The organism is Cobetia sp. SIMBA_158, from assembly GCF_046566945.1.
GTDB lineage: Bacteria > Pseudomonadota > Gammaproteobacteria > Pseudomonadales > Halomonadaceae > Cobetia > Cobetia amphilecti.
In genome coordinates, this window is record NZ_JAWJYL010000001.1 from 845,920 (window position 1) to 858,853 (window position 12,934).

The following is a 12,934-nucleotide window of genomic DNA, read 5'->3' on the forward strand; positions in this document are numbered from 1 at the left end:
ACGACAAGTGCTTACGAGCTTTGTCAGTCGTGCATGACAAAGCTGGCATGCTTGATGCCTTGGATGGAAGGCGTGACTACAACATCCAACAACACGCGGAGAGACGCCATGACCGCACGCACGCCAACTCAGATCGCTCAGCAATGGCTCGATGATTTCGAGTCCTCCCTGACTCAGCGCGATATCGCCCGGGTTCTCTCGTTGTTTGGCGAGGAATGCTACTGGCGCGATTTGATCGCCTTCACCTGGAATCTCAAGACGTCGGAGGGCAAGGACGAGATCCAGTCGATGCTCGCGGCGACCCTTGAGCATGTCGCTCCCTCTCGCTGGCAACTGGATGGCGAGGCCAGTGAGGCCGGCGGCATCGTCGAAGCCTGGTTCACCTTCGAGACCGCCGATGCACGCGGCAAGGGCTTGTTGCGCCTGAAGGAAGGGCGCTGCTGGACGTTGTTGACCGCCATGCGCGAACTCAAGGAATTCCCGGAGCCGCTGGGCATGCAACGCCCCAAGGGCGCCGAGCATGGTGCCAACAAGCAGCGTGAGACCTGGCTTGAGTCGCGTCAGCGCGAAGAGGCCGAGCTGGGCTACGAGCGCCAGCCGTATTGCGTGATCATCGGTGGCGGTCAGGGCGGTATCGGGCTGGCCGCGCGGCTCAGACAGATGGATGTGCCGACCATCGTGATCGACAAGAATCCGCGTGCGGGCGATGCCTGGCGCAATCGCTACAAGTCCCTGTGTCTGCATGATCCGGTGTGGTACGACCACATGCCTTACATCCCCTTCCCGGCAAACTGGCCGGTGTTCGCGCCCAAGGACAAGGTCGCGGACTGGCTGGAGATGTACACCAGGATCATGGAGCTCAATTACTGGAACTCCACGGCCTGCGAGAGTGCTCAGTTCGATGAGGCGAGCGGCGAGTGGGTGGTCGAGGTGGTACGCGACGGCAAGCCCGTGACCTTGCGTCCCAAGCAACTGGTGCTGGCCACGGGCATGTCAGGCATGCCCAACGTGCCGCACTTCCCGGGGGCCGAGACCTTCGAAGGTGAGCAGCAGCACTCCAGTCAGCACCCGGGGCCGGATGCCTATCGTGGCAAGAAGGTGGTCGTGGTGGGCGCCAACAATTCCGCTCACGACATCTGCGCCGCGCTGTGGGAGCACGATGCAGACGTGACCATGCTGCAGCGCTCCTCCACGCATGTGGTGAAGTCCAACTCGTTGATGGAAGAGGCGCTGGGGCCGCTCTACTCCGAGCAGGCGGTGCAAAACGGCATCGATCACCACAAGGCGGACCTGATCTTTGCCTCGATTCCCTACCGGATACTGCCAGACTTCCAGCGCCCGATCTTCGAGGCGATCCGCAAGCGCGACGCCGACTACTACCGTCGACTGGAGGCGGCAGGCTTCCTGCTCGATTTCGGCGATGACGACTCGGGCCTGTTCCTGAAATATCTGCGCCGCGGCTCCGGCTACTACATCGATGTGGGCGCCTGTGATCTGGTCGCCAATGGTGACATCAAGCTGCGCAGTGGCGTCGGCATCGAGCGCATCAATCCGCGCTCGGTCACCTTGACCGATGGCTCGGAATTGCCCGCCGATCTGATCGTCTATGCCACCGGCTACGGCTCGATGAATGGCTGGGCGGCACGAATCATCTCGCAGGACGTCGCCGACAAGGTCGGCAAATGCTGGGGCATGGGCTCCGATACGCTCAAGGACCCCGGGCCCTGGGAGGGGGAGCTGCGCAACATGTGGAAGCCGACCCAGCAGCAGGCGTTATGGTTCCACGGCGGCAACCTGCACCAGTCCCGCCACTATTCCCAGTATCTGGCGCTGCAGCTCAAGGCGCGGCTCGAGGGTATCCCGACGCCGGTCTACGGCCTTCAGGAAGTTCACCACCTGAGCTGAGGCCAGTGGCGCTGGACCGTGTGCCAGCGCCATGGCAGCAGCGCAGCATTTGTAGATTTCAGTGAGAGATTCAGGAGACGACTCATGCAGCTGAACGACAGGATTGCACTGGTGACAGGGGGTGGGCGCGGTATTGGGCAGGGGATCGCGCTGGCATTGGCCAAGGCGGGCGTGGATGTCGTGGTGGCGGATCTGGATCTCGCCATCGCCCGCGAGACGGCGGCAAAAGTGGAGGCACTGGGTAGACGGTGTCTGGCGCTACAGGTCGATGTCGCGGATGCGGCGTCCGTGCGGCGCTTGATCGAGGAGGCCGAAGTCGGACTCGGCCCGCTCGATATCGCCGTCAACAATGCCGGCATCATCGGCATCCATTCCATCGACGCGCTGACGGTGGAGGAGTGGGATCGCGTCATGAACGTCAACGCCCGCGGTACCTTCCTGTGCACTCAGGCCGAGGTCGCCGTGATGCGCACACGCCGCGTCGGGCGGATCATCAACGTGGCCTCGATGGCCGGCAAGGTCGGCTTTCCTGATCTGTCGCACTACTGTGCATCGAAGTTCGCGGTCATCGGCTTTACCAATGCCGTCGCCAAGGAGGTGGCAGCGGAAGGCATCACCGTCAATGCGATCTGCCCGGGCGTGGTGGGTACCGGCATGTGGCGGGGCGAGAGCGGGCTCTCGGCACGCTGGAGTCAGGAAGGCGAAAGCGAGCCCGCTGCATGGGAGCGCCTGCAGAAGAGCCTGCTGCCCCAGGGAGTCGCCCAGACACCTGAGGACATGGGGCAGCTGGTGGTCTACCTCGCCCAGGCCGGACACGTGACAGGGCAGGCCATCGCCGTCGATGGTGGCTTCACGCTGTGAGTCAGCAATGAGCCAGCACAGAGAGCAAAGTTGAGCTCAGTGGCTGACGGCAAGGGGGGATCGCATGACACAACGCCGCCTTCCGGCAACGGGAGGCGGCGTTGTGGTGTCTGGTCTGTTGCGCAGAGTATTCAGTCCAGCTTCATCCTGCACTGAGCGGCCAGCGATAGGGATCAGTAGAGGTGAACGGCCTCCAGGCGGGCACGCGACACACCTTGCTCATCGGTCAGCGTCAGTGTCTTGCCTTCTATCTGCCAGCCCGACACGTCGTTGAGTGTCGTGAGGAAATCGCGTTCGAGCGTTGCTACTTCACCGGGGCACGCCATTCGCGTGGTGGCCAGACGGCCGAAGCCGAGCTCTTGTTCATCATGGTGATACTCCCCCATCAAGCGATTGCAGCCGGTGGAGCCGGCCACTCGGGAGTCTTGTGTATGTAAGACGATATGGGCTTCACGCTTGCCTTCCATTACGGGGGTCGGCTGCTCATCGAGTGCCACCAGTTTCCAATAGGTGTTCTCCAGCGGCTCGTCGACGCCTTGATAATCCTTAGAGGATTGAGCGCCTGCGCAGCCGCCCAGGGTGAGTGCTGCGCTCATCACGGCGGCCCATGTCATCACTTGCGCTTGTTTCATGCGGATGTCTCCCTCACTAATAGGTTGTCTACGGCGATTTCGGGGCTGTGCTTTTAAGGGCTGTGCTCCGGGAGCGCTGGAGGCTCTCGCAGACAGCAACATCGCCAGCGTGGTCATCTCAAGCATGGTCATCTGAAGCGTTGTAGGCTGAATCAGGAAGACGCGTTACGCATTCTGAAACAATCGCCAAGGAGTTGTCATGCCAGCCACCCGCACGCCCTCGTCCGCCAGGGAGCGGATACATCTGTGGTGGGATCTGTTCATCATCGTGCTCGTGATCGCCAATCTGGCATTGCTGCTGTTCGATAGCCTCTTCCTGATTCCCCCGCTGAACACGGCCTTCGAGGCTGTGACACCCGGGTTGCATGCGGCCTATGAGCAGAACATCCACGCCAATTTCCTCTCCATCGACCTGGCATTCGTCGCCGTCTTCCTGCTCGATGTGCTGGCGGGATGGGCAGTGGCCATCGCGGAGCGGCGCTACCACCGCTGGTTCTTCTATCCCTTCGTGCACTGGTATGACGTGCTGGGGTGTATCCCGTTGAGCGGATTCCGCCTGTTGCGTGTGTTGCGTGTGATCTCGCTGCTGTTCCGCCTGCAACGTCTCGGCTTGATCGATGTGCGCCGCTGGTACGTCTACGGTGTGGCGGCCAAGTATCTCGATATTCTGCTGGAAGAGCTGACGGACCGTATTTCCCTGCGCATGCTCGATAACGTCCAGCAGCAGTTGCGCGACAGCGATGACCTCTCATCTTCGGTGATCGAGCGTGTCGTGGAGCCTCGCAAGCAGGCCTTGATCCGTGAAATTACCCAGCGCCTCGAGACCATGGCGGGGGACGTCTACACCCAGAATCGCGACGATACCCTGCGCTATGTGCGGGGCCTGGTCAGCCGCACTCTCGCCGAGAGTCCGGAGCTCCAGCGTGTCTCGCGCCTGCCGATGGGCACCCAACTGACGAAAGGGCTTGAAAGCTCGTTGTCCGATCTGGCCTGTCACCTTGTCGATGAAGCGCTGGTCGGCCTGCGCTCCAAGGAGTTCTCGGCGTTGGTGGGGCATCTGGCAGAGAGTGGTTTCGATGCCTGGTCGCGCACTGACCCGAGGACGGAGCAGATCACCGAGCAGGTGCTGATCGACATGCTGGATCTGCTCAAGGAGCGGATCGCCGTGAAGAGTTGGCAGAAGAAATACGAGTGACGTGATTGACTAGCGTCATCCTGATGAGCCACTCGCGGCGTTCGGGATGAGATGGGCCGAGGTTTGGCGCACGGGAATGTGTTTGCGAGAATGCTGATACATTCATCCCACGCTGAGAGTCTGCGAGTTGTGGGTGTCGTCGCGCAGCGATAGCGCTGCCTGATGACACATCAGCGTCTCGCCAGCGTGGGAGCCGCGACAGGAGGTCAGTGTCATGGCGAATCCAACACGCACTGAGGTAGCCGAGTCAGCGCCGGGCGTTCCGTTCGACCCGGCTCAGGTGGCTGTCATCGAGCAATTCGGTGGCCGCATCACCCCGTTGGAGCCGGTAGGCGCTGAGGTGAGGGGGATCGACCTATCTGCTCTGGACGCGCCGCCCGCGCCAGTGCTTGAGGCGCTGGAGCAGATCATGGCCGAGCGCGGTTTCCTGGTCTTCAAGCGCGATACGCCTCTGGAGGCCGCTGACTTTCTGCGCGCCAGTTGCTGGTGGGGCGGCAAGGAGTTGCACAGTACCCATGGGATGCATCCGGCTACCCCCAACGGCAATCGGCATATCTTTCGGCTGTCGAACGATCGCCGCCACGGCATCCCCGGTGTCGGGCCGCAATGGCATAACGACGGCAGCTTCAATACCGATACGTTTTCGCACTCGGGCTATCACATCATTCGCCCGGCCGAGAAGGGAGGTGGTACCTGCTTTGCCCATCAGGGTGCGGCCCATGACGCCTTGTCTGCCGAGCGTCAGGCCTTCTGGCGCCGTCTTGCTTCGGTGAATTCCTCCTCCGGGGCCGTACATCCTGTGGTACACGAGCACCCCATCACCGGCCGCAAGTGCATCTGGCTTCATCTGGGCATGACCGGCGCAGTGATCGAGAAGCTACCCGATCAGGACGCCTTCCGGCTGCTGACCGCCGAAGAGCTGACGCAGCTCTGCCGTGAGTACAACGCCATCCTGAATGCCGGCTTCACCGAGGGTTACGCCCTCGACTTCGAGTATCAGGAAAACGACTGCGTGTTCATCGATAACCTGACGGTGGCTCATCGGGCCGCGCCCGGCGCGCACTTGCCGGCACAGGAGCAAGGCCTGCGGATCATGCATCGCAGTACCGTGCGTGGCACTCAGGATCTGGCACCTGGCTTCGGCCTGCCGCTGCAGGTGGATATCCATGGCCCCAGCCCGCTGGACAATGGTGTATGGCAGGGCGGCGGTATCGGCTTTCGTTGGGAAGAGAACATCCCGATGCAGAACTGAGGCTGGCGCGCTCAGGCAAGACACTTGCAGCGACACATTCATCACAGCGAAGTGAAGGTCAGGGCAGATCAGGGCAGATCAGGGCAGATCAGGGGGGAGATCAAGGTGCAGATCTAGTTTTAGAGAAAAGACCAGAGCCCGTGAAGAGTTGGCATCAGCCGCACGAGTGATAGGGTGGGGACATCATCCCGGCCAAGCGCTGTTGGGACAGGAGAGGAGCGTCAGCCGTGCTGGCCAAGAGCCTGTCCGATCACGTTTCAGGGAGAGCACCAGACTCGCAAAGGAAGCCATCATGTCATCTGCCCATGACACCGTCATCGAAAGACCCGATAGCCTGCATGCCAAGGAGTGGCTACGCGCGTACCAGCGGGTACGCGCCGCCACCGAGACGATCTGTGCGCCGCTGCACAAGGAAGACTACATGGTGCAGAGCATGGCAGATGTCAGCCCGCCCAAGTGGCACATCGCCCATGTCACCTGGTTCTTCGAAGCCTTCATCCTGAAGCCGTTTCAGTCGGACTATCAGACGCTCGACCCAGCCTACGACCACCTCTTCAACTCCTACTACGAGACACATGGCGTACCGTTCCCGCGCGCCGAGCGTGGCACGATCTCGCGCCCGACCGTCGACGATGTCTATCGCTATCGCGCGCACGTCGATCAGGCCATACAAGCGCTGCTTGAGAATCCGCCACGGGAACATCTGCCCGAGATACTTCGCCGCCTGGAGCTGGGGCTGCCGCATGAGCAGCAGCATCAGGAGCTGCTGTTGATGGACATCAAGCACATCCTGGCGCAGAACCCGCTGTGTCCGGCCTATCGGGATGATCTGACTCCGGGATTGGCACCGACATCTGCGCAGGAAGTGCCGCCGCTCGGCTGGCTGGCCTATCCTGCCGGGGTTCGCGACATCGGCCATGACGCATCCAGAGGCGGCTTCGCCTACGACAACGAGATGGGCCGTCACCGTCAGTTCGTCGAAGCGTTCCAGATGGCCGATCGTCCGGTGACCAACGGCGAGTTTCTCGCGTTCATGCAAAACGGCGGGTACGCCACCCCCGAGTACTGGCTGGCGGATGGCTGGGCCACGGTCAAGGCGGAAGGCTGGCAGGCGCCGCTTTACTGGGTCGAGCGCGACGGCGTCTGGCATCACTACACCTTGGGTGGCCTGGTGCCGGTGGATCTGAGCGCGCCGGTCTGCCATGTCAGCTTCTTCGAGGCCGATGCCTACGCACAGTGGGCGGGCGCGCGTCTGCCGACTGAAGCCGAGTGGGAAACGGTGGCCCAGGATGTCCCCCTCACGGGCAACTTCGTCGAAAAGGATCATCTGCAGCCAGTCGCGTCTGATAAAGCCGAAGGCATGCCGAGTAAGATGTTCGGCGATGTCTGGGAGTGGACGGGCAGCGCCTATCGTCCGTACCCGGGCTTTCGCAAACTGCCGGGCAGCCTGGGAGAGTACAACGGCAAGTTCATGTCCGGTCAGATGGTGCTCCGCGGAGGCTGCTGTGCCACGCCTGCCGACCATATCCGCGCGACCTATCGCAACTTCTTCCCGCCCGAGGCCCGCTGGGCATTCTCCGGCTTTCGTCTCGCCAAGGATGATGGTGAGTGATGGGGCTTGGCCCTTCATGACTCGCCGGCAAGCGCCTTCATCTGCCGCTTTCATCAGCTACCCCGTAAAGGAGTGTTCATGGCCGACCATCCCGAACCGCGTATCACGCTGCACCCGCTATCCTCGCGGGTGCGAATCCTGGTCGGTGAGACAGTGATCGCCGACACCTGCAACGCGCTGGAATTGCGCGAGAAGAGCTATCCGCCGAGGCTCTACCTGCCGCGCGCCGATGTGGCGATGGCGAAGCTTTCGGTCTCTCACACCGTCACCCGTTGCCCCTTCAAGGGCGACAGCACCTATTACTCGCTACCGGATCTTGCCGATATCGCCTGGAGTTACGATCAGCCCATCGAGAAGGTGCAGTCAATCGCTGGGCGATTGGCGTTCGATACCGACAAGGTCACGTTGGAGGTGGAGTAATTCTTTCGAACGCTTCGCTGCCAATCTGACTCTCTCGTAGGTGTAAAAACTGTCCGTCGTGCCTTGCTTCAGGGATAAATCGATAGAGAACAGTAGCTTGGCGTTTGCCAGATGGTTAGAATCCTGCGCTTGCTGCACCGCGCCCAGCCATCGGGTGCGGTCAGCGTTCATCCGTATTGGCTTGGGGCAAGCGCGCCGCAGCCTTATCGCTCTTTTATCACGACTCAGTACTCTCGGTTGGACGAATCACCCCGCTTGATTCCTTTCCGTAAAGGCTGCACCAGGAGTCAAGACAGTGGTTGTCCCTTCGAACATCGCGCCAGTGATGAGTGTACTACTATGCCTCGTCCTGGCGTCTTTCGTCAGTCGTTACCTCAAGTCCCCCCGCATGAAAGGTCGCATCGGCGAGTGGCGCGTGCGTTGGATGGCGCGTCGCCTCGGCAAACAAGGCTACCGAACGCTGCACAATGTCACCCTCAAGACGCCGAGCGGGACGACCCAGATCGATCACGTCCTGCTGTCGCGTTACGGCTGCTTCGTGCTGGAAACCAAGAACATGACGGGCTGGATCTTCGGCAGTGAGCATGAGGCGAACTGGACCCAGCAGTTTCCTCGCCAGTCGTTCAGCTTTCAGAACCCGTTACGTCAGAACTACAAGCATCTCAAGGCGCTGGAGACGACGCTTGGCGTGCCATTCGAACACCTGCATTCGGTGATCATTTTCGTTGGTAGCGCCAGGCTCAAAGGCGAGATGCCAGCCAACGTGACGCGCGGTACTGACTTTGTTTCCTTCGTACAGTCGTTCAAGGCCCCCATCTTCAGCGAGGCGAAGGTCGAGGCCATGCATGAGGCGCTGCTGACGGGGCGTCTGGCCCCGACTCGGGCGACGCAGCGTGCTCATGTACAGCACCTCAAGCAGCGCAATGATCCACAGGCGAGACGTGAATGCCCGAAATGCAGCAGCCGGATGGTGCTGCGGACAGCCAAGGCCGGAGCGCGAGAGGGCCAACAGTTCTGGGGGTGCTCGGCCTATCCGGAGTGTCGTGCGACACAGGCGGTGTGATGTACGCGCCGTTGTGGAAGCAGCGCGATACCTGTCAGAGCGGATACTGATAGTCACTTGCCCGTTAATCACCCCTTCACCTTCTTCTCGACGATGCTGCAAAAGCCCGCCGTGATGCGGGCGTTATCGACGCTGGAGCGCATCAATTGCATTGGGTGCAACGCACAGTTGCAGGATTACTGAAGAAAGGTGTGCTAGTTTCCAGAACACAAATCGAACCAATTATTATTTGCACTAAGGGAATGTCGATGAAAGTGTCTGGACTCACGCTATCTGTCACCACGTTGTTGTTGGCCTCTCTGCCATTGAGCGCGCAGGCTCACGAGGTTGAAGGAGGCGCGCATGGTCCCTCCGTCGTCAGTCTGGACTGGGGGGCTGCCGATACGCTGGATGAGCTCGGCCTGTCTGAGCATCTGATCGGTGTGTCGCACAAGCCCGCGCCTGCCTACGTGGCGCATCTGGTGGAGGGGCGAGCAGATATCGGCGGGCTCAAGGAGCCTGATGTCGAGGCGATCGCGGGACTGGAGCCGGACCTGATTCTCGTCACCGGCCGTCAGTCTGGATCGCTAGAGGTGCTGAAGGCGGTGGCGGAAACACGCGATGTGACTCTCGCAGAAGGCGACTATTTCGAGGCACTGAGCGGCAAGGTACTGAGCCTGGCATCTTCGTACCATGCGGAGGAAAAGGCGCGTGAGCACTTGGCAGCGCTTGAGTCGGATATCGCGACGGCTCTTGAAAGGCTGGCGGAGGGTCTCGAGGCACTGGTTGTGATCCATAACGACGGTCGCTACATCTTGCGCCAAGAGCCGGTCGTGACGGAGCTTCTGCAGATCGCTCAGCCTGAGCTGCCGGATTCCGTGGAGCCGGTCAGCCGTGGCAAGCGCACCTTCTACCCACTGTCACCGGCAAACATCGCCGAGATGGCGCCGGATGAGCTCTATGTGATCGATCGCAGTGCCGCCATCGGTCAGACCCCGATGGATGCTGAGGCGCTGAGAGCCGCGTTGGCCGACGCTGGCGGTGAGACCATTGGCGTTACCGTGCTCTCACCTGGCCTCTGGTATCTCTCCGGCAGCGGCCTGCAGAGCGTGCGGGCCCAGATGAATGAGATTCTCGAAGGGCTGTAAGATCACGCTTAGACCACTACCAACACCGCTCTGGCAGTCTGCAGAGCGGTGTTTTTCGTTCTATGCATCGCGTTGCATGCTTTGCGTTGCAGGGTGCGGCCGCTACCGGGACAGATGCGCCCGATACGGGGTCTGACGTTCCCGAGAAGAGAACTAAAACACCCTTCTTTGCATCCGCGCTCTGGGAACTGCCGTATCTCATTGCATCAGTCATGCAGGAAGAATAGCCCTGAAGACATCACTACCGGGGAGCATGATGAACGCTGAGGCCGACAGGTTTCGTGAATCGAGATGAGTGGAGTGAGGATGAGGCATGCAAGGTAATCATCAAGAAATCAAGCAGGGCAGTATCGGCTATTACGTTGGCGTATTCGGTGTTGCGTTGCTCTTGCTATGGCTGGGAGTCTACAAATTCACTCCCACGGAAGCGGGCCTCATTCAGCCGCTGGTCGAGAACCATTTCGCCATGGGTTGGCTCTATGACGTGATGTCGGTACAAGCGGTATCGAACCTGGTCGGCCTGTCCGAGATCCTTGTCGCTATCGGTATTCTGATTGGGCTCAAGTACAGGAAGGTAGCGTTCTATTCTGGTCTCGCGGCCAGTGCCATATTCTTGACGACACTGAGCTTTCTGTTCACGACCCCCGACGTGTGGAAAGTGACCGATGGCGTATTGATCGCCAACTTCTTCCTGGTAAAGGATATACTTTTACTGGCGATATCCATCAGCATGATAGAGAGAAATGCCCCAGAAAAGCGTTGATACGCTGAGCGACCTGTTTCGTCGCGGTAGTGAGGTATTCGCACATCCTTCATCCTCGCCAGGTAGCGCTCCAGCGGCTGGAAAATGCAGACTGACGAGGTGGCTCAGGGGCCCGCTGACGATTCAGCGGGCCCTTGGCGTTGCAAGGAGAGAGTCTGTCGTCTATCAGTGCATCATCTATGGATGCCGATCGACGCTGTACAGATTCCAACACGATTTACGATGCTGCGTTGGACCAGGTTATGGAATGGTGTGATTTTTCTCACGCAAAGTATGATCTGATAGGGTTATTACTCTAGGAGTGGTTGCTATGCTGGGGCACGCGCGGGGCTGCCGTGCGTGTTAACAGAAATCACGAAAAGTCGCATGGCAAAGTATTGCTAGGCCAGTAATGTAATGCCGATCTTCCAGGGCAGGATATCAAGAAGGCGAAATCCAGGATGAATAGTGTGACACTTGACGATGTAGCAAGACACGCGGGTGTATCGCCGGCGACGGTTTCTCGTTATCTCAATAATCCTGATATCGTCAGCGAGCGCACCAAGCTCAAGATAGAGAAATCAATCTCGATGACTGGCTACGTCCCGCATGCGGCGGCGCGTGCCTTGGCATCCAATAAGTCACGCATGATCGGTGCCATCGTCCCATCATTGGATAACACGCTTTTTGGCCACTCACTTGAAGAGTTTCATCAATATATTTCCAATTCCGGCTACACCATGGTGGCGGCATCGTCGCGCTATGATGTCGAGGAAGAGCGTGAGCAGATCATCCAGATGGTGGCGCATGGCGTAGATGCATTGCTGTTAGTAGGATTGTCACGAGATGACGGCATCTACGACCTTCTCAACGCTAAGGGGATCCCATATGTCATCAACTGGTCAATTGATACGACGTTGAGGCATCCTTGTATCGGCTTCGACAATCATGATGCAGCCAGTAAGGTAACTCAGTATTTGTTGGACTTGGGGCATCGCGACTTTGCGATGATTTCCGGACGACTGGAAGGCAATGATCGCGCCCAGCATCGATTGCAGGGAATACGGGATACCTTGTCATCACATGGAATTGTAATGCCCGATAGCTCTGTCATACAGAGTCCCTTCGGCGTGCAGCATGGCCAGCAGGGGTTTCGAACCCTGATGTCTCGAGACAAGAAGCCAACCGCCATCATTTGTGGCTCGGATCCCTTTGCTTATGGGGCTATCTTCGAAAGTAAGTCCATGGGGATCGACGTGCCGCGCGATGTTTCCATTACCGGCTTTGATGACACTTGGTTGGCAGAGCATTTGGTACCGGCCCTGACGACGTTGCGAACCCCGCAACGGCGAATGGGGGTACTGGCTGCGGAATATCTGATCGCACGACTGAAGGAGCAGGCGCATCCGGTTCCCGCCTTGCTGGACGTCGAGCTGGTAGTACGCGACTCCTGTGCGCCCCCGCGTTCTTGATCGAGAGGGCAGTTCACTGCAGTAGGTCATTTGTCTCTTGCGCTCCCCATTGCCGCGCTTGCCCGTCACGCGAATGGCTTTCTGACGTCTGACCCTTATTTCACCCCTCAGCCCATGGGGGGAGATATCATTCTCCGGCCATGGCGCGTGGCTGGCTGCTTGAACACGCCTCCTGTTTCGCTACCTGTCGCCTGGTGCGCTTTTCCTCTGATTTCTCATCTGCCAACACCGTCTGTCGCATTGCGACCCTTCGTCTGGTGCTTCCCCATGGCCCCTTGGGCGATCACGAAGAGGGGACGGCTGTGATTTTTTTCATGCTCCCGTGTTACCAGCCTGCCAATAACTTCGCGATTGCAACCTCTTTTCAGGACTGCCTTTCTTTCATAGGGCGATAGCAATTGCTATGTGCCGAATCCTTGCCAGTTTTTTCCACTGGATAACGAGCTTAGTTGATTCCGCGTTGGACTGGGGTTGGAAGTAGGTCATTTGCTTAGAGGTAAAAAAGTGAGCAGGCGTACCTTGTCAGCCCCGGATTCTACTGCTAGAAATGAAAGCGCTTTCATTCATTGTGACGCACGGCCGAAAGACACCGCCCAAGGAACAAGTACAACGCTGAGATGAGCTCGTTCGTGCCGGTAATGTTTGATGTTTTA

The 12,934-nt window shown here is 59.4% G+C and carries 11 protein-coding genes; 10 read left to right on the forward strand and 1 reads right to left on the reverse strand.

Features of this window, described 5'->3' with window-relative positions:
- Window positions 1-108 precede the first annotated feature (108 nt).
- Window positions 109-1,905, forward strand: coding sequence for an NAD(P)-binding domain-containing protein (locus tag R2R70_RS03855; protein ID WP_410977301.1), 1,797 nt, complete (start codon window positions 109-111; stop codon window positions 1,903-1,905).
- Between the two features lie 84 nt (window positions 1,906-1,989).
- On the forward strand, window positions 1,990-2,766 hold the full coding sequence (locus R2R70_RS03860; RefSeq protein WP_410977302.1) for an SDR family NAD(P)-dependent oxidoreductase: 777 nt from the start codon (window positions 1,990-1,992) through the stop codon (window positions 2,764-2,766).
- A 173-nt stretch (window positions 2,767-2,939) separates the two neighbouring features.
- Here R2R70_RS03860 and R2R70_RS03865 read toward each other — a convergent pair whose 3' ends face one another.
- On the reverse strand, window positions 2,940-3,398 hold the full coding sequence (locus R2R70_RS03865) for an META domain-containing protein (protein ID WP_410977303.1): 459 nt from the start codon (window positions 3,396-3,398) through the stop codon (window positions 2,940-2,942).
- 199 nt (window positions 3,399-3,597) lie between these two features.
- On the opposite strand from R2R70_RS03865, the gene R2R70_RS03870 reads away from it, so the two are divergent.
- The 8 genes from R2R70_RS03870 (at window position 3,598) to R2R70_RS03905 (ending at window position 12,281) form a co-directional block, all read left to right on the forward strand.
- Complete coding sequence (locus R2R70_RS03870; protein WP_153635470.1) at window positions 3,598-4,593, forward strand: ion transporter; 996 nt, start codon at window positions 3,598-3,600, stop codon at window positions 4,591-4,593.
- A gap of 214 nt (window positions 4,594-4,807) precedes the next feature.
- Window positions 4,808-5,845: a TauD/TfdA dioxygenase family protein gene (locus tag R2R70_RS03875; RefSeq protein WP_410977304.1), complete on the forward strand. Its 1,038-nt coding sequence runs from the start codon at window positions 4,808-4,810 to the stop codon at window positions 5,843-5,845.
- Between the two features lie 292 nt (window positions 5,846-6,137).
- The gene (gene egtB, locus R2R70_RS03880; protein WP_410977305.1) at window positions 6,138-7,457 is read left to right on the forward strand and encodes an ergothioneine biosynthesis protein EgtB; all 1,320 of its coding nucleotides are present in this window, start codon (window positions 6,138-6,140) and stop codon (window positions 7,455-7,457) included.
- Between the two features lie 78 nt (window positions 7,458-7,535).
- Window positions 7,536-7,877, forward strand: coding sequence for a DUF427 domain-containing protein (locus R2R70_RS03885; protein WP_410977306.1), 342 nt, complete (start codon window positions 7,536-7,538; stop codon window positions 7,875-7,877).
- 388 nt (window positions 7,878-8,265) lie between these two features.
- The gene (locus R2R70_RS03890) at window positions 8,266-8,940 is read left to right on the forward strand and encodes an NERD domain-containing protein (RefSeq protein WP_410977307.1); all 675 of its coding nucleotides are present in this window, start codon (window positions 8,266-8,268) and stop codon (window positions 8,938-8,940) included.
- 248 nt (window positions 8,941-9,188) lie between these two features.
- Complete coding sequence (locus tag R2R70_RS03895; RefSeq protein ID WP_410977308.1) at window positions 9,189-10,067, forward strand: ABC transporter substrate-binding protein; 879 nt, start codon at window positions 9,189-9,191, stop codon at window positions 10,065-10,067.
- Between the two features lie 313 nt (window positions 10,068-10,380).
- Window positions 10,381-10,830, forward strand: coding sequence for a DUF417 family protein (locus R2R70_RS03900; RefSeq protein ID WP_410977309.1), 450 nt, complete (start codon window positions 10,381-10,383; stop codon window positions 10,828-10,830).
- A gap of 449 nt (window positions 10,831-11,279) precedes the next feature.
- Entirely contained in the window at window positions 11,280-12,281 is a 1,002-nt protein-coding gene (locus tag R2R70_RS03905) for a LacI family DNA-binding transcriptional regulator (protein WP_159055759.1), read from the forward strand.
- Window positions 12,282-12,934 lie beyond the last annotated feature (653 nt).